This is a genomic window from Spirosoma aerolatum, from assembly GCF_002056795.1.
Lineage (GTDB): Bacteria > Bacteroidota > Bacteroidia > Cytophagales > Spirosomataceae > Spirosoma > Spirosoma aerolatum.
This window is the reverse complement of record NZ_CP020104.1, coordinates 4765014-4791541: the sequence shown is the minus strand read 5'-3', so window position 1 is coordinate 4791541 and position 26528 is coordinate 4765014. Positions and strand designations below refer to the sequence as shown.

Below are 26528 nucleotides of genomic sequence, written 5' to 3'. Positions count from 1 at the left end.
TTACCGCTGGTATGACTCCGTATTTACGTTGGTTTAGTATCACTATACAGGTAAGACATTGCCTTTATATCAATCTGTGCTGCTTTCTGGCTTTCTTCGGTGGCTGTGTGTATGCCCAGGAGACACTGGATACACAGCCTTTAGTTGTAACCTCGGTCTGTGCGGGCTCATCTATTGATGTTACCGCGTTTCGGACATTTGGCAGCAATACCCTGTCGGTTGAACTTTCGCCGGACGGGATCATATACAGTGAAATTCCCGCTTCGCTGGTATCGGCGTCCGGGCGTTATGAGGTGACGTATCGGGCTCTCATTCCAGCTAGTACAGCCGTCGGGGCTTCCTATCGGGTCCGGGTTGTATCAAAAAATCCACCGGTTACAGGCAAGCCCAGCCCAACCACGTTAACCGTAAAAGCTCGGCCAGCACCACCAACCATCGATAGTCTCGTGCTGGACTGCCAGCGTGTGTTGCCGAGTAGTGACCTTATGTCCATTATTTCGACAACTGTAGTTTCGGGGGCCGAAGCCATGCTCTACAATGCGAATCAGGTTTTTATGCGCAAGAGTGATGTAATAAGCGACGCAGAACATAGCGCCTTTTTTATTCCGAAGCCATACCTGGGTAGTACGAACTACAGCTATCCTGTCAAAGAAACTGTTTTTTTCGTTACGCAATCGGTCAACGAGTGCGAAAGCGAAAAAGTGAAGACAGTTTTGCGGATTTTATACAGGCCAACAACGGGGCCATTTCCTACGAATGGGAAAGCCTATGACATTGAGCCGCCAAACTGGCCACCAACCTATTACGGAACGATTGCCTACTGCCAGAATAGTCGGGCCGATCCATTGAATGTCAATGGGCATATTGCTCCTCCGCAGAACTACCAGGTCATTTATCGGTTGCTGCCCGATACAGTTCAATCCAAAACCCCACCGATACCCAAAACAAACGTGCTGGCTTCTCAAACGTATGAAATGGCGTTAGTACCCATTGACCCAACAAAAGGATGCGGCAACTATACTGCTTTAAATACGCGCCTGACGGTTTCGATAAAACCATTGGCTACGGCTACGCTCGCCGGTAGTCAGACAATACTGGAAGGGCAGCCCGCCAGCCTGTCTGTCGCTTTTACGGGAAATCCCCCCTGGACATTTACCTATCGCGATAGTACGGGTACAGGTTTGGGAAACGGTACGTCGGTTACGACCGATGCCAATCCGTATGTGCTTCGGGTAAGTCCCAAACAAACAACGGATTATAAACTAATATCGGTCAATAATGAGTGTGGTGAGGGAGTCGTAACCAATCGGTTAGTGGTCGTTGATGTCAGACCGTTACTGGCTATTGAGGATAACACTCTAGGCGATATGATAGAGGTGTCGCCAGTCCCAACAGCGGCAAGTCTGGCGATACATATTCGGAGTTTGCTACCATTTCAGGTGGCCGTTGTAGAAGTAAAAGACTTGGTTGGGCGTACAGTGATGCGGCAGGAAATCAGTCAGCATACTGCATCTATTGCGTTGGAGAGCCAGCCTGTTGGGGTATATCTGGTACAGATTCGAATTAATGACCGATGGGTGACTAAACGTGTCGTGAAGTTTTGAGAAGTCAATGTAAGGCGCTTAGTTGGTATAGATTACGGCCATAGTGATGCAGAGTAAGAGTGGTTTTGTTCCCGCAAAGCTTATTTATGAATGTATTGAGTAGTTTATATATTTAGGGGCTTTTGTGCAACCTTATCGAATGTATGGGATGAATAACTGTATAACCGCTCTTTACTGTTCTACACCGTTCAGGTTTTCCCTATTAAAATTTTATTGGCTGATAAATAGTGTATTACTACTGGGCGGACAGCTTAGGGGGCAGTCGATTGATACGCAGCCTTTAGCCGTGACGTCGGTTTGCGCAGGGTCTCAACTGGAAGTAAGGGGACGTATAAATGGAGTGGCAGGAGACGTGGTCGTTCAACTTTCATCGGACGGAATAACCTTTTCCGAAATCCCATCTGTGCTCTTATCGATAACCGTGGGCGGGGAGGTTCTCTACCGAGCTACTATTCCTGTAAATAGCCTGGCTGGGAGTAACTATCAGATTCGACTATCGGCTAAAAATCCGTCAGTTACAGGTACAGCCAGCCCAACAACGTTTGCGATACAGGCCAAACCGGTCCCGCCGAGGGTTGATAGCCTGATGGTGGATTGTATGCGCGTGCTTCCCAGTGGGGATGTTAGTACTTACGTTACAACAACTGTTATCGCTGGAGCAACGGTTAACCTTTATCGGTATAGTGATAACATACTGAATCAAGGAGCTACTTATTTTACCAGAATAAATTCTGGTTCTGTTGATCAAGTAATTATGGCTATACCTAAAGCGTTTGCTCCAACTGATACCTATAAATACCCTGTTGAAGAGCATTTGTATTATTGTACTCAGACGCTAAACGGGTGTGAAAGCGATACTGCAAAATCAAAATATAGGGTTTTATATCGACCGTTCCAGGGGCCGAGGCCTGCCAATGCTATATCGGTGTACGAAGTTTCACACTGGCCAGATATCTATTATGGGAGCGTTGGCTATTGTATTGGTGATAAGGCAGTTCCACTGAACGTAAATGGCCACGAGGCTCCTCCCGACAATTATCAGGTTCGATATTCGTTGAAAGGCAGTTCGGTTGAAACCGCAAGTCCACCACTACCTGTTACAAATGAACCATCCAGTGCAGAATACTATTATCGGCTCGTACCAAATGACCCAACAAAAGCCTGTCCCAGTTGGACGTATTCGCACCTAACCGTCAACGTCAGTCTCCCTCCATCGGGCACCATCACAGGGGGAAAAACGCTTTTGGAATGGGAATCTACCCCGGCTAGTTTAAGTATTAATTTATCGGGTAGGGCTGCCTGGAGGGCCTTCACCTTTGTTTTGCAGGATAGCTCCGCTGTTGGATTGGGGGCACCCAGATCATTGACTTCGTTTGGCGGTGAATATTCTATTGATGTAAAACCGCTGATAACGACGAGTTACACGATCAAATCCATCAGTAACGGCTGCCTCAATGATACGTTTAAAGCCAGTACCCTTGTTAAGGTAATTCCGTTGCTGGGCGTGGAAGACCCGGCGCTGGCTGATGCAATCGAGATTTACCCTATTCCGGTAACGACTGACCTAAACGTGCATATCCGGGATTTGCCACCTACCCAAACCGCCATTCTGGAATTGATTGACCTGACAGGGCACCCCCTTGGTCGGCAGGAGATTCGCCAGACGACGGCATCTATACCAATCGATAAGCATCCACCAGGAATGTATCTGCTCCAGGTGCAGGTTGGGGATCGGAAAGCCACCAAACGGATTGTAAAGTTCTGAAACGGATTGGCTAACGTGCTGAGCAGAACTATACCTAATAGTCAAAAGATCATTGGGGCTATTATGAAAAATAGTAGCTTACCGTATCCTCTTTCGACAACCTAATGAACAAAAAACTACGACCGGTCTTATTGCTATTTCTGCTGTTAGTGAGTAAGTTATGTTTACTTGCGCAGCCTGTTTCTGTAGGTAGTCGGTTGGAGGGTGCTAGCTTAGATCGGCAACCGTGTCTGACGCCCCAGGAGCATGCCGATATTCAGCAGATGCTTCAGCAAAAGCTGGCGCTACTGACGAAGAATGGAGCCCGAAAAGCGGCAACCCATCCCGTTTTTTCGTTTCCTTTACGCTGGGCAAAAAGTCAGGCTCCCTATGGATTCTGGACTATTTCCAATTATGTGGATTTAAACCCCTCTGTTGGCCCCGACGATGTAAATCAGTATACGACCTATAACCTGGATTACAATTGTGGTAACCGTACTTATGATCAGAAAAATGGCTACCAGCATCAGGGGACCGATATTGCCCTGTGGCCATTCAACTGGTCGGTGATGGCGGGTGAGTATGTGAAGGTGGTAGCGGCTGCACCGGGTGTCATTATTTCTAAAAGTGATGGCAACGACGATCAAAGCTGTGGTTCATTTAGTAGTGCTACCCGTGACTGGAACGCTGTGTATATTCGACACGATGATGGTTCAGTGGCTTGGTATGGGCATCTGAAAAAGCAATCATTAACCACCAAAAGTATCGGTCAGCGAGTCAATGAAGGTGAGTTCCTGGGCTTTGTAGGGAGTTCGGGCCGGTCGTCGGCGCCCCATCTCCATTTTGAGGTATATAATGCCGATGGAAAGCTGATCGACCCCTTTCAGGGAGCCTGCAATAAAACCATTACCGATGCCTGGTGGAAACAGCAACCACTCTATAAAGATAAGACGCTCAACCGACTGAGTGTTCATCTGGTTCAGCCTGTGATGGGCGTTTGTCCCGGCTCGGCCAACGTTACCAATGAGGTCGTTGTCGCACAACCCGGCCAGCGGTTTTACTTTTATGCCTTCGGGCGTGAGCTGGAGAATGGCGATCCTATCCAGTTCGATGTATTTCAGCCAGATGGGCAACTCTTTACTACCTTTCAGGATAAAAGCACATCCAGTTTTGCCAACTTTTACTGGTATATCTATGTAACCATACCAGCCGATGCGCCGAATGGTAAATGGACGTTTCGTACTCTTTTCAATGGCAAGACGTACGAGCGAACGTTTATCGTTGCCAAAGATTTTCAATCAGTCGTTCAGATTTCACCTTCTGGGAGAACGTCATTTTGTACGGGCGATAGCGTGACGTTAACCGCTAATGTCGAAACTAACCAGTATATCTGGAAAAAAGATGGGGTTGTGCTCAGTAAACGGACTGACCAAGCGATCGTTGCCCGTGAATCGGGTACGTATACGGCCGAACTGACCGGGGCTGTTTCGAATGCTATTTCAGTAACGGCATTTCCCTCTGTGCTACCAACGGCAACACTTGCCGGCAATCAAACCATCTATGAAGGTCAACCCGCCAACTTATCGGTCACGTTTACCGGGGAAGCTCCCTGGAATCTGAGCTATCGGGATAGTACAGCTTCTGGCTTGGGAACGGTGGTACCCGTGGTTACCTCTGCCAATCCATATGCATTTCAGGCAAGACCCACTAAGTCAACAGGCTATCAACTGGTAAGTGTTAGCAATGTATGTGGCAACGGTAACCTTCTTACAAAGAGTGTTGTGGTAGTGGTAAATCCATTGCTCGGCATTGATGACCCTTCGCTGACGGCTGCTGTAGAGGTGTATCCGGTTCCGGCAGCAAGTGCCGTGACCGTTCAGGTCAATGGATTGCATTTGGGTCAGGTTGCTTCGTTCGTCTTAACGGACATGAATGGGCATCAGATCCTGATGGGCGAAACTCGGCAAAGGAAATCTACAATTCAACTTGATACCTATCAGGCTGGTACCTACCTGCTGCAAATTCAGACTGGTGATCGAAAAACTACCCGCCGAATTATAAAGTTGTGAGAATTGAATCGCTTATCGGCTCTGTTTTTCAATGCGTTGGTAGGCGTCTTTGAACGGTTCTCCGTCTGTAATGGCATTGGTCAGCACCAGTACGTTTCGGTGACCTACGCGGCTAAGCCAGCGGGCTACTTCCTCAGCGGCTGTCTGATAGGCTAACATGGTATGCATATAATCGGTACCGAAAAAATCGCGGGTGGTTTCAAGCTCGGAAAGTTTGAGCATCGGGTGATGGGGGTATGGTCTGACGGAGGGGTTGTCAGATGCAGAGAAATCGTTTTCTGGACGATCGGTCCGTTCCCAGACCGACGGATAACTGTATCGGTAATCGACCATGAGCGCCAGCCCTTCATTGAACCATTGCGGAATCTGACGCTTGACCTGCCACCACCCCAACCGGGCAAACAACTCGTCATGACATAGTTCGTGGGCAATCACATCGACATCGTTCCCGTCTGGGCCCAGAATTAAATAGGCACTACCCCAGGGCGTACCGATGCTACAGCCTGCTCCTTCACCTCCGGCGCAATACTGTTCATAATCGGCCTGCGTAGGACAGTAAATCAGAATGGCCCGCCCTTGCTGGCTTCCCCAAAAACGTTGTATACGGCTCCGGGCCTGAATTACCTGCTGACGAAATTTGGTTTGTTGCCGTTGGGTAGCGGTCCGACTTATATAAACGTTCGTCATCCCCTTAGCAGTCTGAAAATGGCCTGAATGCTCGATCCAAATGCAGCGGAGTAGCTGTGGATTGAGCAGCAAAAAACCAATCGGCAGTGCCAATAGTAAAAGCAGACCATAACGAACAAATGCGTTTCCAGGCATGAATGGGTAACGGTTGGCCGGAGTGATCTGAAAAATGTCGTTATCGGACGTTGTGCAACGATCAGCAGTTATACCGGCTTTTTATCGGAAGCGAATCGGTAAAGATAAGGCGCTTTGTGGGCTCCTCCACTGTATTGTTTATCGAGTCGCTCCAGAATTCCCAGGCTGAGCATTTTGCGCTGAAAACCGGAGCGGTGTAGTTTCTGGCCTAAAATGGTTTCGTAAAGCCGCTGTAAATCAGCCATTGTAAACGTTTCGGAAAGCAGGTTGAAGCCAATCAGCTTGCGGTCGAGTTCGAGCCGTAAGGTGTCCAGCGCTTTCTGAACAATTTTCTGATGATCCTGCATCAAGGGGGGGAGATTGGCCAGGTCATACCAGTCGCAGCGGTCGGCCAGCAGATCGGGTACGGGTACCGCTTTTGTGAAGTCGACCAAGGCATAGTACCCAACCGAAACAAAGCGACGGAGCAACCAGTGGTGGTCGGAGTAGTTGAGGCCATGTGCCGACATAATGGCCCGTAGGGGAGTTGGATCGTAACGATCGAGGTCGCCAAAGGTGTAAAACTGATCCAGATAGATACCCTGCAGGCTGGTCCGTTCGGCAAGTACCCGTCGGGCTGCATCGTTCAAATTCTCCGTTTCCTGAATGAAACCGCCCGGTAAGGCCAACAGGTTGGTGTTCGTATATTCCAGGAGCAGAATTTTTAGCTGGCCTTCGTGAAACCCAAAGATAACGGTGTCGATTGCCAGACTGGGTAAAAAGCCAGCACCATCGGTCTGCATTTCTTCGGGATGTAATCGCTCGCGCATCATGATTCGTATGGATTCGTCTGTCAAAACATTCTTCTAACAGCTCTTGATCTACGGCAAATAACAAAAACGTTGGTAGTATCGGCGCAAGTTTTTATTATTGTAACAAATTGTTACAATAATAAATAGAATCCTTAATTAACTTCAAATGAAAACCTTTTTTGTGCTTTCGCTCCTGACGGCCCAACTGGCGTATCAGGCTGTTGCGCAGTCGACGGCTGGCCCGCAGGTCAAGACGGCAAATGGTATGGTAGAGGGGGTCACCGAAGCCAGCGGTATTCGGGCGTTTAAAGGCATTCCGTTTGCCCAGCCTCCGGTTGGTGACCTGCGCTGGAAAGAGCCCCAGCCTGTTAAAAACTGGCAGGGTGTACGGAAAGCCGATCATTTTGGACCACGGGCCATGCAACGCGCTATTTTTGGCGATATGGGCTTCCGGTCTGACGGTATGAGCGAAGACTGTCTGTATCTGAACGTATGGACACCCGCTAAGTCATCGAACGAAAAACTGCCTGTGCTGGTGTATTTCTACGGGGGAGGCTTCGTCGCTGGCGATGGTTCGGAGGCTCGATATGATGGAGAAAGCATGGCTAAGAAAGGAATCGTAGCCCTTACGGTAAATTACCGATTGGGTGTTTTCGGTTTTATGGCCCATCCCGAACTGACCAAAGAATCGCCCCACCACGCATCCAGCAATTACGGCTACCTCGACCAGACGGCGGCCTTACGCTGGGTACAGCAAAACATTGCTGCATTCGGTGGCGATCCAAAGAAAGTAACCATTGCGGGTGAGTCGGCCGGTTCGGTATCTGTAAGTGCCCAGATGGTATCCCCGCTGTCGAAAAACCTCATTGCCGGTGCTATTGGAGAAAGCGGCTCGCTGCTTGGTACCTTACCGCCATCGACTTTATCGGCGGCCGAAGAAATGGGTGTGAAATTTGCGACGGGTGCAGGGGCTAACTCATTAGCCGAATTACGGGCGATGTCGGCAGAAAAACTGCTGGAAGCAACGGCTAAACCCGGTGTGCCCTGGTTTACATCGGCTATCGACGGATATTTCTTCCCGAAGGCACCAGCCGATCTGTACGCAGCTGGGGAGCAGGCACATGTACCGCTATTGGTAGGCTGGAACTCCGAGGAAATGAACTACCGGGCTCTGTTGGGCCAGGAAAAACCAACGGTGGAGAATTACGTGAATGCCGTCAAAAAGCTCTATAAGGAGCAAGCCGACGAGGTATTGAAGGTATACCCTGCCAGCACCGACGACCAAGTGGTACAGGCGGCTACCGATCTGGCCAGTGACCGTTTTATTGGCTACAGTACCTGGCGCTGGTCCGACATTCAGGCTAAAACCGGTGGTGGCAAAGCCGTGTATCGGTACATGTACGCTCGCCCACGCCCAGCCATGACGGCAGCTATGGGTGATGCCGCTCCCGGTCTGGCTGGTGGTGTTGTAAAAGGCGGGGATGCTGCGGCTATGAAAATGCCTCCCGCTCGTGGAGCTGTTCACTCGGCTGAAATCGAGTATGCAATGGGCAATCTGGCCAGCAACAAAGTGTATGCCTGGACACCCGACGATTACAAGGTGTCGGAAGTGATGCAGAACTACTTTGCCAACTTTATCAAAACCGGCAATCCAAACGGCCCTGGTTTACCGAAATGGGCACCGGTGACAGGTGATAAAAATGTTCCGGTGATGCATATTGATGTGAATACCCAGGGCGAAACCGAGAAAAATCGGGCTCGTTATGTACTGCTGGATCAACTGAGCATGAAGCAGTAGAACGACAATTGCTGTAAACAGACTGCCCCGAAAACACCAGGTTTTCGGGGCAGTCTGTTTATTATAGAACACACTATCTACTGTTGACGTATAATCATCTCGGCCACTTCCCGACCCGTCTGCATGGCAGCATTAAGGGATGGGTAGGCTGTCTGATCGCCACACTGATACACAGAGTTGGTCAGTTGAAGGGGTTGACGAAGGGCATTCTCACCGGCCTGTTCGGGATTGTAGGTCGGTAAAGCGTGAGGGATCGTATAAGTTCGTATAGGGTTCCACTGTTGTACTTCATTGCCAAACCAATCACCTAATTCCTGCTGAATCTGACTAGTTAAGAGAGCAGGGTCTACATTGGTTACCCCTTGTGTGCTTACCGAAATAAGACTTTGCCCACCAGGCGCATAAGCAGGGGCTACATCACTCAAAACGGCAATATGATGTACAACTGACTTACGCTGGGTATTCAGCATCAGAAGCTTTTGGCCTTTTGCTGAGGCTGGCGATTTAGGCGCCGAAAAATAGGTACAGATCGTCTGATTGAAACCCGGCGGGATAGGATGACTATTCTCTCTCACTAACTGGCTGCGTAGCACTGCCGCCTGAGCGCCATCGACAGCTAGTACAATTGCTTTAGCCGTCAGCGTTTTACCATTAGCTAGCCGAACAGTATTCCCGTCAACCTGATCAACAGACGTATTCAGCCAGATTTGTCCGGGCATTAGCCGTTCGGCGAGTTGGGCCGCGATGGCACCCATACCCCTGGCCGGAACGGCAGCTTCGCCCTTGAAAAACATATGGAAACAGAACTCGAAAAAATTGCTTGAGGTCGAAAGGGCGTCTTCCAGAAATACCCCACCAAAAAATGGCCGAAAAAACCGTTCGATGATCTGTTCAGAAAAGCCAAACTCCTGTAAAAACGACTGGGTAGTGCTGGGCTTCTGTTGAAATACTTCATCCGTTGATAGCCCTTGTGTCCGACGCATCAGTTCGGCAATACGCACTTTATCGCCCATTGTGCCGACAGACGAAGCCAGCGTTTGAAAGACAGCCGTTGGTTCCTGTAGTGGATTGATCAGGGTGAGCCACTGCCCCTGATCATGAATAAGTGCTCCCGACCGGAACGGCTGAAGATTGAGCGCCGAATAATTGAGCAACCGTTGCGCTTCGGGATAGGCTGTCAGCAGTATCTGAAATCCTCTGTCCAGTTGAAACCCATCGACCAGATCGGTGCGTATGCGTCCGCCAACACCATCGCTCGCTTCCAGTACGAGTGCATGGATGCCGACTTGTTTTAAATAAACCGCACAGGTCAGCCCTGCAATACCGGCACCAACAATAATAACAGGCGATTCAGTATCTGACGAATCAATTGACATAGTAGAATCGTATTTAGCGCTAAAATAACGGTCAAAGTTGATGGGTTGGACGTGTCTAATAGAAAATGTGCCATTCTGTTCTGGTACTTTTTTAATAAAAATTGCACATTTTAAATTTAATGAAAAGATAACATTCTGATAATCAAATGCTATTATTCAACGGTTCTTGCTTTTTTTTAGAAAACGTTAATTTTGCGGCAGCTTCCTGGGTTATAACCACATGAATCTATTGGTTGTTGATAATTTCGATTCGTTCACTTACATGCTGGTTGATTACCTCCAACAGGCAGGAGCCGTATGTCGCGTTGTTCGAAACAATGACTCGTGGGAGCGGCTGACAGGAAGTTCGGTTGATGCAGTCGTGCTATCGCCCGGACCGGGGTCGCCCTATCAGTCGGGCTCGTTGATGAATGTTGTTCATTATTATCATCGGCGAGTTCCTATGTTAGGGGTTTGTTTGGGGCATCAGGCTATCGGTCAATACTTCGGTGCTGAGTTAATACCTGCCCAACGACCGATGCATGGTAAGGTATCGACGATTCGAACAATCACGGAGGATGTGCTTTGGCAAGGTTTGCCCGAAACGTTTGATGTGACTCGGTACCACTCACTCGTCTTAACCAATATGCCGGAAGCCCTGATTAAAACCGCTATTACCGACCAGGATGAGGTGATGGCGATACGACATTGTGCGTTACCCATTTGGGGAATCCAGTTTCACCCCGAAGCGGCTTTAACCCAGAATGGGTTACAACTTATCAAAAACTGGACTGACTATATAACAGTTAACCATAGAAAAACAGATTTTATCACATCCCTAACCAGCCAGTACAATGAGCTATACTATTAAAGAAGAAGCCGGTTTTCGCTATGTTGATGAAGGAGAGGGCGACGTATTGCTGCTCTTGCACGGCCTGTTTGGCGCTCTTAGTAACTGGGATAGTGTAATTACTACGTTTTCAGGGCGTTATCGCATCGTTATTCCCTTGTTGCCTATCTATGAAATGCCGCTTCGTCAGGCCAGTCTGGAAGGGCTGGTGACCTTCATCGAAAAATTTGTAGCCCAAAAAGATCTGCATAATATGACGTTGCTGGGCAATTCGTTAGGAGGGCACCTGGCTATTTTATACACCTTCAAAAATCCTGATCAGGTCCGTGGATTGGTGCTGACGGGTAGTTCGGGTCTGTTCGAGAATGGAATGGGTGGCTCGTTTCCGAAGCGGGGCAGTTACGATTACATTGCCGAACGGGTGGCTTATACGTTCTACGATCCGAAAGTAGCTTCGAAAGAGTTGATCGACGAGGTCTTTGAAATTACGAGCAGTATTCCCAAGTGTATGAGCATTGTGGCCATTGCCAAGTCGGCACAGCGGAACAATGTAGGCAAGGACTTACACAAAATTCAGGTACCAACGTTATTAGTATGGGGGCTGAATGATACGATCACACCAGCGGAGGTCGGTCATGAATTCAACCGACTGATTGAGCATTCTGAATTGTACTTTATTGATAAGTGTTGCCATGCACCCATGATGGAGTGCCCCGACCGATTCAACGAATTACTGGAAAGCTGGCTTACCCGGCACTTCGTGGGCGAATTAGTCGAATAAGTACCTGGTTGGTTTACAAAAAAGAGGTGATTGCCTAATTAAGGGTTAGGCCAAGCGATCAAAATTTGAACTATGGAAGTTTTTCTGTAGTTTTCTGGCAACAGTTTTCTGTTAAAACACTACACGCAACGTATATGCTGGCTGCCGAACTAATAGACCCAATGCTTCCGGCCCTGAAACCGACCGATTCGGTTGCGCGGGCGTTGGACTGGATGCAGGAACATCGCGTCGGGCAACTTGCTCTAACCAGTGAGGGAGAGTACCGAGGCATCGTAAGTGAAGAATTACTACTGGATGCTGGCGACGACGAGCAACCCGTGGGGGCAGTTATGCGGCTATTTGAGCAGATGTATGTGCTCGAAGACCAGCATTTGTTCGAAATTATGGGTCTGGTGCTTCAACATCAGATGGAAATTATTGCTGTTCTGAACGAAGGACGGGAGTTTATTGGTACAATCTCGGTCAATGAATTGCTCAAGCAATTTGCGCAGGAACTAGGTGTGCAGGATGTGGGTGCTATATTAATCCTGAATCTCAACGAACGGGATTATTCCATGTCGGAAATAAGCCGCCTGATCGAGTCCAATAATGTGAAAATTATCAGCAGTTATTTTTCGAGTGCAGCCTATGGCATGCCCGACCGCTCCCGGTTAACCATGAAATTGAATCGGCGTGACATAGCGCCCGTTATCTCAACACTCGAACGCTTTGGTTATCAGATCGAAGCTGCCTTTGCCAATGCTCCAGTTGAAAGCATCGACCAGGAGCGTCTTGATTCGTTGCTTCGTTATTTGAACACATAGTTTTGAGGTTTATGGTTTACGAAGGGCTGACCCACGACAAGCTTATGCGAAAGCCCTCCGTAAACTGTAAACTGTAAACCTCTTTTTATGAAAATCGCCATTCACGGGCGCAACTTTCCCGAATCGGCTCGGCCTTATATCCAGTCCATGTTTGAGGAATTGGCCCGACGTCAGGCCGAAGTAGTGATTTCTCGAGGCTATCGTGAGTTTCTGGATAATGCGGGTGTTGCGCACTATAGCCAGGAAACCTATACAGTTGAAGAAGGCGGTGTACTCGATGCCGATTTTATTTTCAGCCTGGGTGGCGATGGGACACTGCTGGATGCTGTTACCCATGTGGGTTCCCGACAAATTCCCATTGTCGGTATTAACATTGGTCGATTGGGATTTCTGGCTACGGTAGCTCCGGCGTCGGTACGATTGATGATCGACGCCCTTTTCAATGAGCAATATAGCATCGACGAACGGACACTGGTGAGTGTTCGATCGAGCCAGGATATATTCGGAAATTTACCTTTCGGCCTGAACGACTTTACAATTACGCGTACCCAAACATCGTCGATGATTACGGTACATACCTACCTGGATGGTGAATTCCTGAATTCGTACTGGGCCGATGGATTGATTGTATCGACACCATCGGGATCAACGGGCTACTCGTTAAGTTGCGGAGGCCCCGTGTTATTACCCCATACGGATAGCCTTATTATCACGCCCATTAGCCCTCACAATCTGAATGTTCGACCGATGATTGTGATGGACACCTGTCAGTTAGCTTTTGAGGTCGAAAGTCGGAGTGGGAACTTTCTGGCCGCCCTGGATTCGCGTTCCTTTACCGTAGAAACCTCCGTTCGGATCAGTCTTCAGAAGGAAACATTCAAGGCCAGACTGGTCAAGCTTAAGGATGATAATTTCCTAAATACGCTTCGAAGTAAACTTAATTGGGGCTGGGATATTCGTAACTAACGCACCAAACCGGCGATTGGTGATACACAACGAGTTTTATTTTTTTTAGCCGTCTGAATTGCCATTTGTGGCATAATTTTTACGGTAGAATGCCAATAAAAGTATCTGGCTGGCCGTTTCCGAAATGGCTGGCTTATGGGGATCAGCCACGGTTGATTCATGTATTTTGAAACTTATGATTAACTACAGGCAGTTGGTAACAGGCGTTACGGCAGTGTGTTTGCTGGTAGGCTTTACTACAGAAACTTCGGCTCAGCGACGGCCCAATCCGCATTTTGCACCGTATTCGGCTGTTTCGCTTGGTGTCGGAACGTCTACGTATTTTGGGGAGTTGAATCCGTACAGTGTTCCATGGAAATCACTATTTACGCTGCCTCGCTGGAACGCAGGTATAGGCTATACGCGCTATTTTACCCCCCGTTTTGCTGCCCGCGCTATGTTTACATGGGCACGAATGGTGGGTGATGACTACACCTTTAGCAAGAGTAACCCAGAGAAATATGCGCTTCAATATGTACGGAACCTCCACTTTCGGAATGACGTAAAAGAGTTTTCGGTTACGGGTATCTATAATCTGATTCCTGAAGGGCGTAATTCTGATGTTAGGCCAAAGATTGTTCCGTATCTGTTTGCGGGTCTGGCATTGGTAGCTCATAGCCCTGAAGCCCTGACACCAACAGCGAGCTACAGTTCGAGCCAGCAGTACACGCCGGGTACATGGGTTAAACTTCAGCCGTTGCATACCGAAGGGCAAGGTCAGCCAGGGTATCGGAAACCTTATTCCTTGGTAACTGGAGCCATTCCGGTCGGATTCGGGGCTCGGTTTAAACTCAATGAAAGTTTTAATATTGGCGCTGAGATCAGCTATCGAATGACCTTTACCAACTACCTGGACGATGTAGGTGATGCCTATGCTAACCCTGATGCCTTACAGGGGCTGGCATCGATCATGGCCGACCGACGCAATGAACCAGATGCCGCTCGGGTCAATCAATCGCGTGACCCGGCTCTACAACAACTTCAGCAGACCAATCCTGAGCTTTTCTCGACATCTGCCCGTGGGGGAGGGGCGGAGAAAATTCCTAGAGATGGCTACGTGCTGACGCATTTCTCCATACAATATGTCATTCCGGGTAAAATCAAGTGCCCACCGGTTAAATAGATTTATGCTCCAATATGCCATAAATACGGCCCGACTGGTACTAGTCGGGCTTTTTATCAGTTTTACTGCACAGGCTCAGAAGTTCGAAATAGGCGGAAGCCTGGGAGGAATGCTCTGTAAAAGTGACGTAACACCTGCTTTAAATCCGCGATTTATTAGCCCGGCCATAGGCGGATTTTTACGGTATAATGTAAGCCGATCGTTTTCACTGCGGTTCGGTGGAGCTATCGGAAAGCTTCGGGGAGAAGATCGATACAGTAGCAATTCATTTCAACAGGCCCGTAATTTTTCGTTTAATACGAATATTAACGAATTGTTTCTGGATGTAGAATATAATTTCCTCAACTATAAACCCGCACCTAAGGCAAAAAACTGGACTCCTTATGTGTTCGGTGGAATCGGTGTGTGTAAATTTAATAACGACGTTATTCGTGTGGGAGGAGTAATGACCTACCCATTGGGAGTTGGGGTTAAATATGAAATCAAGCGCCCATGGAGTATAGGCCTGGAATTTGGAACCCGATTTACCAGAAACGATTATCTGGATGCGCTGGGAGACCTGACTTTTGGGAAGGCGACTACAAAAACAACACAAGGTAATCCGTCTCTTACGGATAGTTATACCTACACGGCAATTACAGTTAGCTATACGTTTTATAAAATCGTTTGCCCCTAGAGGCCCCATATTGCCTACATGCCAGGACTAGTGTGGCTATCTTTTCTGTCGTACATCTGCTGTAACCCCATTTTCTGATCGGCTTCGGGGACGAATCTGCGGAAATGAATAGTAAAGCTTCATTTCCAATGCCTTTCGTGTATATGAAAGATTTGAAGAAACGACTTCGCCAGGGAGAAACACTGAACGGATGTTGGTTGAATCTGGGTAGTTCTCTGACTGCGGAGATAGTCGGGCAGGCGGGATTCGACTGGGTACTAATCGATTTGGAACATGGCGCTGGTTCGGAAAAAGATGTTCTGTATCAATTACAGGCACTTGAGCATACATCGGCAGGAGCTATAGTGCGTGTTGAAAGCGCCGAAAGCCAGCGAATTCATCGAGTACTGGACATGGGCGCTGAAGGAATCATGTGCCCTAAAATAAGTAATCCAGACGATGCCCGAAAAGTCGTAAGTGGCTTGCACTACCCACCTTTCGGGAGCCGGGGCGTAGCCAAAATGGTCCGGGCAACGGGATTTGCACAACAATTTGACCAGTACTACCACCAGGCGCAGGAAACCATTCTGGGTATCGTTCAGATTGAAACGGTTGAGGTGCTGAATCACCTTGACGAAGTAGCCGCTATCGACGGGGTAGATGTATTGTTTATTGGCCCGGCCGATCTGTCGATGGAGTTAGGAATCTTCGGTCAGTTCAATCATCCTCGTTTTATAGAAGCTGTCAAAGCTACGGTCGATGCTGCCCAGAAAGTGGGTAAAGCCACCGGTATTCTCTTCTTTAATCCCGACGACTACCAACGCTATCATGATTTAGGTATCCGACTGATTGCCTGCGGAGCCGACGCTACGTTTGTGGCCGACGGTGCCCGAAATCTGGCCAAAAAGCTGGATTCGTTTCGGTCGATTTATAAATAGTTTATGATAGTCTGTTTATAGAGGCCTGATGCGAAAGCAATTAGGTGTCAGCCCTCCGTAAAACCCACCATTCCTAAACACTTTCTGAATGACGGACCCTTTATTGATCTTAGCTGTTGGTGTTGTAATCGTGGTTGGTGGAATCATCGGTCTGAAACTCCATCCTTTTTTAGCCTTGTTATTAGGAGCTTTTGTGGTTGCGTTGATGACGCCAGCGTCGGCTATTGAACAGTTTGCCATTACCAAAGGGACTGCTCCGGTCGCTGCAGCAGCCCTGGCGAAAAAAAATATTGGCGAACGTATAGCCACTGAGTTCGGCGTTACCTGTGGTAAAATCGGAATACTGATTGCCATGGCCGCTATTATTGGCAAATGTATGCTCGAAAGCGGAGCCGCCGAACGAATTATTCGATCAATGCTTCGAATCACAGGTGTTGAACGGGCGCCCATTGCCTTTTTGATAAGTAGTTTCTTTATCGGCATCCCCGTATTTTTTGACACGGTCATCTTCCTGATGATGCCACTGGCTAAGGCTATGACTTTGCGAATTGGTAAAAACTACCTGCTGCTGGTGCTTTGTATCATGGCTGGAGCAGCGATGGCCAACTCATTGGTGCCGCCAGCGCCAGGGCCTTTGTTTCTGGTCGGTGAAATGCACATTCCAATTGGTATGATGATGATTGGGGGAACTATTGTTGGCTTGATGACCATCACGAGCGGCTATTTTTTCGCCCTATGGGCTAATAAAAAATGGCCCACTCCGCTGCGTGATGCGATGGATGCCCGGCTGGAAGATATTAAAGCCATTGCTGCTAAAGAAGATAAGCAACTGCCTGGCCTAGGGGTGTCGCTGCTACCCGTTCTTATTCCACTCGTTTTTATCTGTGCCGATACCGCCCTCACGGCCATGGCCACACCGGGCGTTCCATTCACCGATTCACCGTTTCTGCTGAAGTTGATAAGCCTGATCAAATTCTTTGGCGATAAAAATATCGCAGTAGTTTCGGGAGGAATTGCTGCTCTGCTGGTATTGGCCCGACAAAAGAAGGGAAGTAAAGAAGGGCTGACTCCCTTTGTGCAGGCAGCGCTGATGAGTGGGGGAGGTATTATCCTGATCACGGCAGCTGGGGGAGCCTTCGGGGGAATGTTACAACAAACGGGTATTAGCGCCCGCATTGCCGATATGACTAAGGACTATCAAATGGCGCTGATTCCGATGGCCTTCTTTATTGCGGCTGTTGTCAGAACGGCGCAGGGGTCGGCAACGGTGGCTTTAATTACGGCTTCGGGTATTCTGTCGGGTATGGCTAGCAATGCCAGTCTGGGCTTTCATCCGCTATACCTGGGTTTAGCCATTGGATGCGGCTCCAAACTAGTGCCCTGGATGAACGATGCAGGATTCTGGATCGTCTGCAAACTTAGCAACCTCACCGAGCAGGAAGCCTTAAAAACAATTTCACCACTGTTGGTCGTCATGGGCCTGACAGGTCTTGTTGTTATTATGATTGCTGCACAACTGTTTCCGCTAGTTTAAAGAGTGAAAGAGCGAATGAGCGAAAGAGCGGGAAAGAGCTTTCGTTGATAATTCGCTCTTTCACTCATTCACTCTTTCGCTCGTTTATTATGGAAAAAATAGGATTTATTGGACTGGGCATTATGGGCAAACCGATGGCCCTGAATTTAGTAGAAGCCGGGTATCCGGTATCGGTTTTGAGCCAGAGTAAAGCTGCTCCGGATTTGGTGGCCGCTGGAGCACAGACGTATCCGACGAGTAAAGCATTGGCTGAGCAGTCCGATGTTATTATCACGATGTTGCCCGATTCGCCCGATGTCGATCAGGTGGTAAATGGACCGGAAGGGGTGCTGGCGGGTATTCAATCGGGTGCTTTGTTTATCGATATGTCGACCATTGCACCGGTTACCGCTCGCGGGATTTATCAATCCATGCAGGCTAAAGGGGTAGAGGCACTGGATGCGCCCGTTTCGGGTGGTCAGGTGGGGGCAGAGTCGGCTTCGTTATCCATTATGGTAGGTGGGAGTGAATCGGCTTTTAATCGGGCGTTGCCGCTGTTTCAGGCGATGGGCAAAAACATCGTTCATATTGGCGAGCCTGGCGCAGGACAAACTACCAAAGCTTGTAATCAGATGATTGTAGGTATTACGATTCAGGCCGTAGCAGAAGCGTTTGCACTGGCGTCGAAAGCGGGGGTTAATCTCGAAAAAATGCGAGAGGTGCTGTTGGGGGGCTTTGCTCAAAGCCGCATTCTCGACTTACACGGTAAACGTATGATCGACCGGAATTTTAAGCCGGGGTTCAAAGTCAAGCTGCATAAAAAAGACATGGGCATCGCGTTGCAAACGGGCGAGGAGTTTTCGGTGCCGCTGAAAGGAACTGCCCTGGTCGCTGAACAGATGGAAAATGCCGTCAATCAGGGTAATAGTGAACTGGACCATAGTTCGTTGCTATTGTTGCTGGAAGAATAGAACTACTTTCCCATCCTTTAATCGACCATGAATCGTCAGCATTTTATTCGGGTTATGACCGTAGGAGCGGTGAGCCCGGCAGCATTGGTCTCTAAATCAGCACAGGCTGAGTCGCTACGAAAACCGAAGAAGGTGTTGATGAAAGTGGGTTGTCAATCAGGAGGCACCACGAAGGAGAATCTGGAATTTAAGGCCCGGCATGGCGTTTATAATCTGGATGGGGGAGCCCCAAAAACGATTCCGGGTAAAGGGTGGGACCTGGCGGATTCACTGATAAAAAAAGAAGCTTGCGAAAAATACGGCATTAGCCTAGACGCCTACCATTTTCCACTCGAATCGTCGGGTATCGACCGCGCCCAATATCCGAATATCATGCTTGGTAAAAGCCCTGAACGAGATCGGGAAATCGAGATTTTGCAGCAGATGATTGAAGTAGCAGGTAAAACGGGTATCAAGGTGCTGAATTATAACACAACGATCCTGCCTGTATTACGAACGGGTAAAACCCTCGATCCGAAGCGGGGTAATGCGGAGTACAGTACCTGGAATTACGAAGCCGCCCTCAACCGAAACGACCCAAAAACCATAGCCGGAGATGTATCGATTGAACAAATGTTCGAGCGCATCACGTATCTGTTGGATCGACTTCTGCCCGTAGCAAAACAGTATAAAGTAAAGCTGGCCAATCACATTGCCGACCCACCTACGCCCGCAGGCTACCGTGGTATTACCCGCTGGAACAGTCCGAACGTATTTGAAGGTATCCAGCGGTTTGCCAAACTGTACGATAGTGAATACCACGGCTTTAATTTCTGCATTGGGTCCATCGCCGAAGGCCTGAACGATCCGAAAAATGAGATTATCCCGATCATCAAATGGGTAGGCGAGCGAAATCAAATCTTCAATGTGCATTTGCGGAACATTAAAGGGGGCTGGAACAACTTTCAGGAAGTGTATCCCGATAATGGCGATATGAATTTCCTGCACGTTGTCAGGGCGTTACGCGATGTTGGGTATTCGGGTATGGTCATGCCCGACCATGTGCCTATACATGCCGATCCGGCCAGTAGTTTACAGGCGTTTGCTTTCTGTTATGGCTACATCAAAGGATTGATTCAGACCGTAGCTGATGATATGTAATTTTTTCTGACAGGATATAACTCTTCCTATGCCCTATCAAACAGGCCCCCGAATTAAAGACATTCAGATTACTCCCATTGCCATCGTCGATCCGCCACTGTTAAATGCCGCTGGCCTTCACGCGCCCTATGCATTGCGAACCATTGTCGAGCTGGTTACAGACGATGGTATTTCCGGTATCAGCGAAATACCGGGCAATAAAGACATTGATGCCGCTCTGGCCGATTCCTGCGATCTACTGATTGGTAAAGATGTATTCCAACTGGCCGAAATCCGTCAGGCTTTGGTCAGTCGGTTTGGTACCGAAACAACCGCACAGCGGGGCGAAACCCCCTGGGATCAGCGAAAGCTCGTGCACATTTTCAGTGCTATCGAAGTAGCCTGTCTCGACATAATCGGCAAAGTAACCAATCGGCCGGTGGTTGATCTGCTGGGTGGCAAACTGCGGGATCGGGTTCCGTTTTCAGCCTATCTGTTTTACAAGTATGAAGGGGCAGGGGGCGAATTCGGGTTTGGGCTCGACCCATCGGCACAGGGTTGGGAGGCTGCCCGGCAGGCTGCGGCTCTTGATCCGGCGGGTATTGTCGCCCAGGCTAAAGCCATGTGTGCTGAGTTTGGTTTTCAGTCGATCAAATTGAAAGGTGGCGTATTTGAACCCCAGCAGGAGGTCGATGCGATGTTTGCCTTGTACGAAGCTTTCGGACCCAATGTTCCGTTGCGGGTTGATCCGAATGCGATCTGGACCGTTGAAACATCCATAAAATACGGCCGGATGATGGAGCCCATCCTGGAATACCTGGAAGATCCAACGCGGGGGCAGGCTAATATGGCTGAGGTGCGAAAAGCCCTGAAAACGCCGTTGGCAACGAACATGTGCACCACCTCGTTTGAGGATATTCCGAACAGTATTGCGATTGGCTCTGAGGATATTATCCTGAGCGATCACCATTTCTGGGGTGGACTTCGGTCGTCCATGATGCTCTCGTCCATTTGCGAAACCTTCGGTCGGGGCTTGTCGATGCATTCCAATAGCCATCTCGGTATTTCCCTGGCGGCTATGGTGCACCTGGGAGCGGCTCTGCCTAAAGTTCCTTACGCACTTGATACGCATTATCCCTGGCAATCGGACGAGGTGATTATGGGCGGTCGTATCCGATTCGAGGAAGGTAGTGTAGCCGTACCGGAAGGCCCCGGATTAGGTGTTGAACTAGACCGTGCGGCACTGGCTAAACTGCATCAGAATTACCTATCCTGTGGTCTGACCAAACGGGATGACGAAATCGAAATGCAGAAAGTGCAGCCCGGCTGGACCTTTCAATCCGTCAGGTGGTGAAAGGCGAGTCACCCTCAGTCTCCTGTAAGATTAGCCTTTAGGGGTTGGGAGTAAAACGACTGATCAACTTATTGCATCAGCGGGCTTTTTTGGCCTGAGCCTCGACAATTAGCTGGAGATTTGCGTTCTCGCGGGTGATGTGTGTATAGCTACCCTTACCGGCCTGCGCTAATTTTTTGAGATTTTTTCCAGTAAGCTCATTCTTGCCAAACGTAAAGATCGTTAGGTAAACGTCCTGATTGCTGGCGTCCCGGACGAGTTGATAGACCTCTTCGCTAACGGGGAATTCGCCGTCGGTAGCTAAAATGATGCGATTATTACCCGCCCGCACGTAATTCTTGTCGGCAACTTTATACGCTAACTGAATGCCTTTGTTTCCATCGGTATCGCCATCCGACTGGAGTTGATCAATCGTACGGGCAATTTCATCGGCATTTGCTCCCGAGGTCGGTTTCAATGCTACCCGCGCCTTCCCGGAATACACCACAATGGAAATCTGATCTTCGGGACGAATAACTTTCAGGAGCGACTTGATAGCCGTTTTCAATAAAGGCAGTTTATAGGGCGAATCCATAGAGCCCGACACATCAACAAGCAGCACCATGTTGTTTGTCGCAAATCCTTCCAGTGAATTGACTAGGCCCGGTTGCCCTGTCCGATCTACGAAAACCGTGTCCACTTTTGTTGTGTTGATATAGACCGTATCGTGCTTGACGACTGTTTTTCCTACGGATGCGGTTGGGCTGCTCAAGGGCGTAGTCGTTGTCGTCTTGACCTGATCAATTCCGTTTTGGGTTATTTCGGGAGCGGTTTTAGGGGCTGGTTCAGCGGGCTTAACGGATGCAGTTGCCCGACGGAAAGCCAGAAGGTTGGGTTGATTTATGGTTTTCAGTACATCAACTTTAGCCAGTTCGCTAAACTGGTTGTAGGCATATACCAACTGGTTATTATAGAAGTAATAAAACGATTCGTACGTGTTGGAAGCCGATTTGGTCGATGGCCGCTGCGCCATTTCTGCCAGTTTAAGCGAATTCTCGGTGAGGTCTTCATAGGGCGTGTAAGGGCACAGACCATTGTTGCGACCTAATCGCTGTAAGCCTTTCAGGTTTTTAAATTCATTGATAATCAGGTTGCGGGCTTCGGCCTGAACGGCTTCGGTAGCAGGTAGCTGAGATGTTTCGCCCTCTAGGTACGCTTTTACGCCAACTAATACGTCTTTGTTCAAATCCATCAACTGCAGCATGGCTCTACCTGACACATTCCAGGGATCGTTGGGCTTTTTCAAGGGGTAACTTTCGTGAATGCGCCGAACGTCCTGATATAGTCGCTCTTTTTTCTTGTCGAATACGTTGAACAGGTAAGCGTATCGATCCAGAATTTCGTCCGATCGTTTCAGATGATCCTGCTCGTATTGCCGATTGCTGGTATAATTGATCAGGTCAATACTCAGCGCATCCATTTCGTTCAGGATCGCCAGCAGCACATCCGCCTGACCGTTGATTGAGGTTCGATACGTTGTGGGAATCTGCTGGCTGTTGATCTGGAGCAGTTGGTGTTCGGATACCGGGACTTTAAAATCGTCGTGCCTGTACGTCAACTGACTTCGGCGGCTAGTGCGGGATGGGTCGCGGTAATACTCGGCCGATGACTGGTAATTCCGAACCAGTATCTGCATATGATTCATCTGTCGCAATCCTTCGTTGATAAAGTCGACATAAGCGTTCAGCGCGCTAAACGTGGCTGCAGAGGCAGGTGCGGGAGCTGGTTTGACTGTAAAAGCAAGAGGCTGAACATCCCGAAAAGGTGTTGTGTTCGTTTGTTTCGACGTTACGGTGGGGGCATCGATCACAAAAACCGGACTGTATTTCGGATAATCCAGCAAATGAATGGCCGACTTACTATAATTGACGAACTGCTGATACCAGCTTACGAGGTCGTTGTTGTAGTAATTCAGGTATGATTTGTAAAAGTCATTGTCGTGACGAACCGATTGCCGGGCCGCAAAATTATAATCGTCGACAGCCTGCTTTTTCAAAGTCTGAAGCGACCGAAGACCTGCCTGAAACGACCCGATCATATCGGAAGCTGGATAGGCGATATGACTCTTCGCTTCGCCCAGGCCAGTCAATAGCTTTTCATCGGCCAGAATACTTTGCTGTACCAATTCAACGGGCCAGTGCGATGGATTTTTCTCGTTCAGGCAATACGATAACGAATCGAGTAATGTCTGCTGGCTGAGCAATACCTGTTCCATTTCTTTCTCCGTATAGAGGTATGCATCGGTAGCACGATACGGCTGGTAGCGTCGATAAACCCGCTGAATCTGTTTATAGAGCGAATCTTTGCTCTGGCTGAATTGTGTTGTCTGGCTCTGGAAATCGGCAATCAGACTATGCGCTTGTCTGAAATTATCGCGCTGATAATCTTTCAGTCGGTCGTAAGTTTCCAGTGTTTTGGCCGTCTGATCGATCTTGTTCAGTAGTTTCCAGAGCGATTGAGCACTGGCCTTCAACCGTTGTTTCTCGGCGTCCGTAAGGGCTTCGCTGGCAATGGCTTTCTTATAATAATACGCTTCCAGAGTGCCTGAGGGCGACATCCTCGGGAACCCATGCGATTGATTTGCTACCATGCTGGCATGATACCCTTGTATGCGTTGAAAACGATCCGCTACTTCATCGACCGATTGATTCAGAAAAGCTACATACTGGTTCAGAGCCTGCTGTGGGGTTTCACGCAGAGACTGACCCGTGGCAAAGGCAGCGGAAAAGAGGAGAAACAAACAAATATAGGTCTGCATAAACCAAAAGATGACCGATACGCCAGTCTGACAGCATCGTACGAAGTACGCTGTATTGATGGTGTGAAACGTAAAACGTTGAGTATATGGACTAAATAAGTAGGATTGCTCCGGTAACATGGGTGGAAACCCGCGCTGACTGGTTACTAGGGGTCCTGTCCATAAGGAACAAGCCGGAACCGATACCGTATGCTCAGTCCTGAAAGCGCCGGATGTTCAGGTTGTTTAACGGGTAGTATCCAGGCCGACCATTCTGTTGATTGAGTTGGTCGTTTAGGTAAGTCCATCTGAAACAGGTTTTCCGATTGCCCTACGTCGACCAGAACACTCCAGTCGGCAACGCGGTGGAGATACGTAAACCAGGGTAGGATAACCATATCGCCTTCCCGACGAATCTGCTCAGTCTGATAATAGCTTAACCCTGATTCGGCAAATCGAATTCCCACTACCTGGTCAATGGGCTCGCCGTCTAACAGAGAACTGTCGGCACGTACTTCAATATCCAGAACGGCGTTGTGGTCAGCGTAGTTTAACGCCCAGGGCTGCGTGTCGGCATACAAGAGCCAGGCGATCAGCCAGCCAATGAGCATAACACCATCGGCAAGCTGAATCGGTCGCAGATACCCTTTGCCAATCAGATGATTTGTCAGGAAAGCTGCCAGGATAAAGGCGGCAATAGCGGCTCCCGTACCGATAAAAAGACCGCTATAGCCAGCCGCTATACTATCGTCGGAGTTACCACTCCTGTGTGTTCCCCAGACCATCCACGCACCCGCCAGAAAGAACAGCGGAGCAAGGCAAAGGCTCGTAATCAATATCGTTAGAAACCGTTCCATGTTCTCTTGTTCGTTTTAGGCGCTTTGCTGGCCTGGCTGAAACACCGCTTATTCCGCGCTTAGGTTGAGAATTTCGTTGATCAACCAGCGATTGTTGGTCTTTATGAGTCGGAACTCATAATCGTCCAGCAGGAAAAATTTTACCGTTGCCCGATTGCCATTGACTTTTACGGAGCGGATTTTCAGCGTTTTCAGTGAGTCCATTTGCGCGTCAACATCCTGGCTTAGCATCACCAGATCGTATTCGAAACCGGTTGGAGGACCTTCGTTTTGGGGCGAAAGCTGAAACCCTTCCTGCCGTTGCTTAAAGTATGTTCGCCATTCGGCCAGATAGCTATCGGTGAGTAACTGGCTACTTTTTAAAGATGAAAGGTAGCGCTCGGTATGTTTAAAATTGACAGCGTAGGGTTTGCCGGGCTTCTGATCGACCAGGTAAATTCTGCTGATCGATAGCATGTTGGCCTTGTACCAATGTAGGAAGCTCACAACCGCTTGTCGGGCATCCGCCGATTCGTTAGGCGTTGTATGGGCCAGGGCGTTTGTCGATAGCAGAACGAATTGAAGAAGTGCTATAAAGACGGTCTGATTGAACCTGATTCGTGTTTTCATGGTCCAAAATTGAAGGGAGTGCGGGCGGAAATCCAGTCAGAATCAATAACCAGTGGCTTTGGGATAATAATCCGCCCATTTGCTGCCATAATCAACCACGAATGTCGTGAGTAGTGTATTGGGCCTTTGCCTCTTTATTAGAGGATCGACACTAAATGCCAGCAAACTATGCACTTACAAAAACAACAACTTATCGTATTCCTTGGACTTATTAGTAGTCTGACAGTTGCATTCAGACCACTACAAAAAAGTAAACTGGAGGGCGCCTGGCGACTGACAGAACCTTCAGGTACGATTGTAATGCTTACGATGGCTGATAACTACCTGATTCAGACAACTTACGAACCCAATCGATTTGTCAGTACGCGTGGAGGGGCCTTTCGGCAGGAGGGTAATCAGTTAAGCCTGATGGTTGAGTTCGACACACAGGATAGTAGCCGGGTGGGTCAAACCGAAACCTATCCCGTAACGATCAGCAAAGGGCAATTGACGATGACTAGCCCTGGCGGCAATCGGGTGTTTACCCAACTGAGTGAATTATCGACACCACTTACCGGACTTTGGCGAATAACAGGACGGGCCAACGATGCGGGACAGATGACGACGATGCAGCGTGGGCCGCGTAAAACCATAAAATTACTGACGGGTAGCCGATTTCAGTGGGTAGCCATTAATCCGCAGACGAAACAGTTTTCTGGAACTGGAGGTGGTACCTACGTGCTGAAGTCAGGAATTTACACCGAAACGATTGATTTCTTTTCCCGGGATAATAGCCGCGTTGGCCGATCGCTCACGTTTAAAGCCGCTGTCGATCAGGACGAATGGCATCATAGCGGTCAAAGTTCAACGGGTGGCGCTGTGAATGAAATTTGGACTCGTGAGAAATAATGGAATTTTATGGTGATAGATGAATAAAAGTTGAAATAATAACCTATAAATTAATAAGTGTTCCTAATTTTGTCTTAGCGCGATTGCGCTTTACTACGTGTTT

At 48.7% G+C, this 26528-nt stretch carries 22 protein-coding genes; 16 read left to right on the top strand and 6 right to left on the bottom strand.

The window, feature by feature from the left end; genetic code table 11:
- Positions 1-11: 11 nt before the first annotated feature.
- The 3 genes from B5M13_RS19880 to B5M13_RS19870 all read left to right on the top strand — a co-directional run bounded on the left by B5M13_RS19880 (position 12) and on the right by B5M13_RS19870 (position 5417).
- Entirely contained in the window at positions 12-1604 is a 1593-nt protein-coding gene (locus B5M13_RS19880; protein ID WP_080057321.1) for a T9SS type A sorting domain-containing protein, read from the top strand.
- Positions 1605-2529: 925 nt separating this feature from the next.
- Positions 2530-3369, top strand: a complete 840-nt coding sequence (locus B5M13_RS33735; RefSeq protein WP_170061160.1) for a T9SS type A sorting domain-containing protein — start codon at positions 2530-2532, stop codon at positions 3367-3369.
- Between the two features lie 104 nt (positions 3370-3473).
- The gene (locus B5M13_RS19870; RefSeq protein WP_080057319.1) at positions 3474-5417 is read left to right on the top strand and encodes a peptidoglycan DD-metalloendopeptidase family protein; all 1944 of its coding nucleotides are present in this window, start codon (positions 3474-3476) and stop codon (positions 5415-5417) included.
- Positions 5418-5429: 12 nt separating this feature from the next.
- Here B5M13_RS19870 and B5M13_RS19865 read toward each other — a convergent pair whose 3' ends face one another.
- Positions 5430-6239, bottom strand: coding sequence for a hypothetical protein (locus tag B5M13_RS19865; protein ID WP_080057318.1), 810 nt, complete (start codon positions 6237-6239; stop codon positions 5430-5432).
- A 68-nt stretch (positions 6240-6307) separates the two neighbouring features.
- Positions 6308-7048 (bottom strand): NUDIX hydrolase, encoded by a 741-nt coding sequence (locus tag B5M13_RS19860; protein ID WP_080057317.1) that lies wholly within the window; start codon positions 7046-7048, stop codon positions 6308-6310.
- Positions 7049-7196: 148 nt separating this feature from the next.
- On the opposite strand from B5M13_RS19860, the gene B5M13_RS19855 reads away from it, so the two are divergent.
- A complete protein-coding gene (locus B5M13_RS19855; protein WP_080057316.1) occupies positions 7197-8828 on the top strand; it encodes a carboxylesterase/lipase family protein in 1632 nt (543 codons plus the stop codon).
- A gap of 77 nt (positions 8829-8905) precedes the next feature.
- Here B5M13_RS19855 and B5M13_RS19850 read toward each other — a convergent pair whose 3' ends face one another.
- Entirely contained in the window at positions 8906-10204 is a 1299-nt protein-coding gene (locus B5M13_RS19850) for a protoporphyrinogen/coproporphyrinogen oxidase (RefSeq protein WP_080057315.1), read from the bottom strand.
- Between the two features lie 220 nt (positions 10205-10424).
- Here B5M13_RS19850 and B5M13_RS19845 point away from each other — a divergent pair, with 220 nt between their 5' ends.
- From B5M13_RS19845 to B5M13_RS19795, 11 genes are all read left to right on the top strand, one after another.
- A complete protein-coding gene (locus B5M13_RS19845; protein ID WP_080057314.1) occupies positions 10425-11054 on the top strand; it encodes an anthranilate synthase component II in 630 nt (209 codons plus the stop codon).
- On the top strand, positions 11038-11814 hold the full coding sequence (locus tag B5M13_RS19840; protein WP_080057313.1) for an alpha/beta fold hydrolase: 777 nt from the start codon (positions 11038-11040) through the stop codon (positions 11812-11814). The genes B5M13_RS19845 and B5M13_RS19840 overlap by 17 nt, the downstream gene beginning before the upstream one ends.
- 134 nt (positions 11815-11948) lie before the next feature.
- Positions 11949-12617 (top strand): CBS domain-containing protein, encoded by a 669-nt coding sequence (locus B5M13_RS19835; protein WP_080057312.1) that lies wholly within the window; start codon positions 11949-11951, stop codon positions 12615-12617.
- Positions 12618-12704: 87 nt separating this feature from the next.
- On the top strand, positions 12705-13583 hold the full coding sequence (locus B5M13_RS19830; protein WP_080057311.1) for an NAD kinase: 879 nt from the start codon (positions 12705-12707) through the stop codon (positions 13581-13583).
- 175 nt (positions 13584-13758) lie between these two features.
- Entirely contained in the window at positions 13759-14745 is a 987-nt protein-coding gene (locus B5M13_RS19825; RefSeq protein ID WP_080060000.1) for a hypothetical protein, read from the top strand.
- A gap of 4 nt (positions 14746-14749) precedes the next feature.
- On the top strand, positions 14750-15421 hold the full coding sequence (gene porG, locus B5M13_RS19820; RefSeq protein WP_080057310.1) for a type IX secretion system protein PorG: 672 nt from the start codon (positions 14750-14752) through the stop codon (positions 15419-15421).
- A gap of 143 nt (positions 15422-15564) precedes the next feature.
- Positions 15565-16338, top strand: coding sequence for an HpcH/HpaI aldolase family protein (locus B5M13_RS19815; RefSeq protein ID WP_080059999.1), 774 nt, complete (start codon positions 15565-15567; stop codon positions 16336-16338).
- Between the two features lie 88 nt (positions 16339-16426).
- Positions 16427-17872 (top strand): GntP family permease, encoded by a 1446-nt coding sequence (locus B5M13_RS19810; RefSeq protein ID WP_080057309.1) that lies wholly within the window; start codon positions 16427-16429, stop codon positions 17870-17872.
- An 89-nt stretch (positions 17873-17961) separates the two neighbouring features.
- Positions 17962-18822, top strand: a complete 861-nt coding sequence (locus B5M13_RS19805) for a 2-hydroxy-3-oxopropionate reductase (RefSeq protein WP_080057308.1) — start codon at positions 17962-17964, stop codon at positions 18820-18822.
- A gap of 27 nt (positions 18823-18849) precedes the next feature.
- Entirely contained in the window at positions 18850-19962 is a 1113-nt protein-coding gene (locus B5M13_RS19800; RefSeq protein WP_080057307.1) for a mannonate dehydratase, read from the top strand.
- A gap of 28 nt (positions 19963-19990) precedes the next feature.
- A complete protein-coding gene (locus B5M13_RS19795; protein WP_080057306.1) occupies positions 19991-21295 on the top strand; it encodes an enolase C-terminal domain-like protein in 1305 nt (434 codons plus the stop codon).
- Between the two features lie 76 nt (positions 21296-21371).
- Here B5M13_RS19795 and B5M13_RS19790 read toward each other — a convergent pair whose 3' ends face one another.
- The 3 genes from B5M13_RS19790 to B5M13_RS19780 form a co-directional block, all read right to left on the bottom strand.
- Positions 21372-24092, bottom strand: coding sequence for a VWA domain-containing protein (locus tag B5M13_RS19790; protein ID WP_080059998.1), 2721 nt, complete (start codon positions 24090-24092; stop codon positions 21372-21374).
- Between the two features lie 146 nt (positions 24093-24238).
- Entirely contained in the window at positions 24239-24928 is a 690-nt protein-coding gene (locus B5M13_RS19785; protein WP_080057305.1) for a hypothetical protein, read from the bottom strand.
- Positions 24929-24976: 48 nt separating this feature from the next.
- Positions 24977-25537, bottom strand: coding sequence for a hypothetical protein (locus B5M13_RS19780; protein WP_080057304.1), 561 nt, complete (start codon positions 25535-25537; stop codon positions 24977-24979).
- Between the two features lie 168 nt (positions 25538-25705).
- Between B5M13_RS19780 and B5M13_RS19775 the strand changes: the two genes are divergently transcribed.
- Complete coding sequence (locus B5M13_RS19775) at positions 25706-26425, top strand: membrane or secreted protein (protein WP_080057303.1); 720 nt, start codon at positions 25706-25708, stop codon at positions 26423-26425.
- The last annotated feature ends 103 nt before the right edge of the window (positions 26426-26528 follow it).

Coding starts and splice junctions, on each gene's coding strand:
- B5M13_RS19835 (WP_080057312.1), top strand. CDS start 11,949: ATGCTGGCTGCCGAACTAATAGACCCAATGCTTCCGGCCCTGAAACCG.
- B5M13_RS19830 (WP_080057311.1), top strand. CDS start 12,705: ATGAAAATCGCCATTCACGGGCGCAACTTTCCCGAATCGGCTCGGCCT.
- B5M13_RS19870 (WP_080057319.1), top strand. CDS start 3,474: ATGAACAAAAAACTACGACCGGTCTTATTGCTATTTCTGCTGTTAGTG.
- B5M13_RS19850 (WP_080057315.1), bottom strand. CDS start 10,204: ATGTCAATTGATTCGTCAGATACTGAATCGCCTGTTATTATTGTTGGT.
- B5M13_RS19865 (WP_080057318.1), bottom strand. CDS start 6,239: ATGCCTGGAAACGCATTTGTTCGTTATGGTCTGCTTTTACTATTGGCA.
- porG (WP_080057310.1), top strand. CDS start 14,750: ATGCTCCAATATGCCATAAATACGGCCCGACTGGTACTAGTCGGGCTT.
- B5M13_RS19810 (WP_080057309.1), top strand. CDS start 16,427: ATGACGGACCCTTTATTGATCTTAGCTGTTGGTGTTGTAATCGTGGTT.
- B5M13_RS19785 (WP_080057305.1), bottom strand. CDS start 24,928: ATGGAACGGTTTCTAACGATATTGATTACGAGCCTTTGCCTTGCTCCG.
- B5M13_RS19825 (WP_080060000.1), top strand. CDS start 13,759: ATGATTAACTACAGGCAGTTGGTAACAGGCGTTACGGCAGTGTGTTTG.
- B5M13_RS19840 (WP_080057313.1), top strand. CDS start 11,038: ATGAGCTATACTATTAAAGAAGAAGCCGGTTTTCGCTATGTTGATGAA.
- B5M13_RS19780 (WP_080057304.1), bottom strand. CDS start 25,537: ATGAAAACACGAATCAGGTTCAATCAGACCGTCTTTATAGCACTTCTT.
- B5M13_RS19790 (WP_080059998.1), bottom strand. CDS start 24,092: ATGCAGACCTATATTTGTTTGTTTCTCCTCTTTTCCGCTGCCTTTGCC.
- B5M13_RS19815 (WP_080059999.1), top strand. CDS start 15,565: ATGAAAGATTTGAAGAAACGACTTCGCCAGGGAGAAACACTGAACGGA.
- B5M13_RS19845 (WP_080057314.1), top strand. CDS start 10,425: ATGAATCTATTGGTTGTTGATAATTTCGATTCGTTCACTTACATGCTG.
- B5M13_RS19855 (WP_080057316.1), top strand. CDS start 7,197: ATGAAAACCTTTTTTGTGCTTTCGCTCCTGACGGCCCAACTGGCGTAT.
- B5M13_RS19800 (WP_080057307.1), top strand. CDS start 18,850: ATGAATCGTCAGCATTTTATTCGGGTTATGACCGTAGGAGCGGTGAGC.
- B5M13_RS19775 (WP_080057303.1), top strand. CDS start 25,706: ATGCACTTACAAAAACAACAACTTATCGTATTCCTTGGACTTATTAGT.
- B5M13_RS19795 (WP_080057306.1), top strand. CDS start 19,991: ATGCCCTATCAAACAGGCCCCCGAATTAAAGACATTCAGATTACTCCC.
- B5M13_RS19805 (WP_080057308.1), top strand. CDS start 17,962: ATGGAAAAAATAGGATTTATTGGACTGGGCATTATGGGCAAACCGATG.
- B5M13_RS19880 (WP_080057321.1), top strand. CDS start 12: ATGACTCCGTATTTACGTTGGTTTAGTATCACTATACAGGTAAGACAT.
- B5M13_RS19860 (WP_080057317.1), bottom strand. CDS start 7,048: ATGCGCGAGCGATTACATCCCGAAGAAATGCAGACCGATGGTGCTGGC.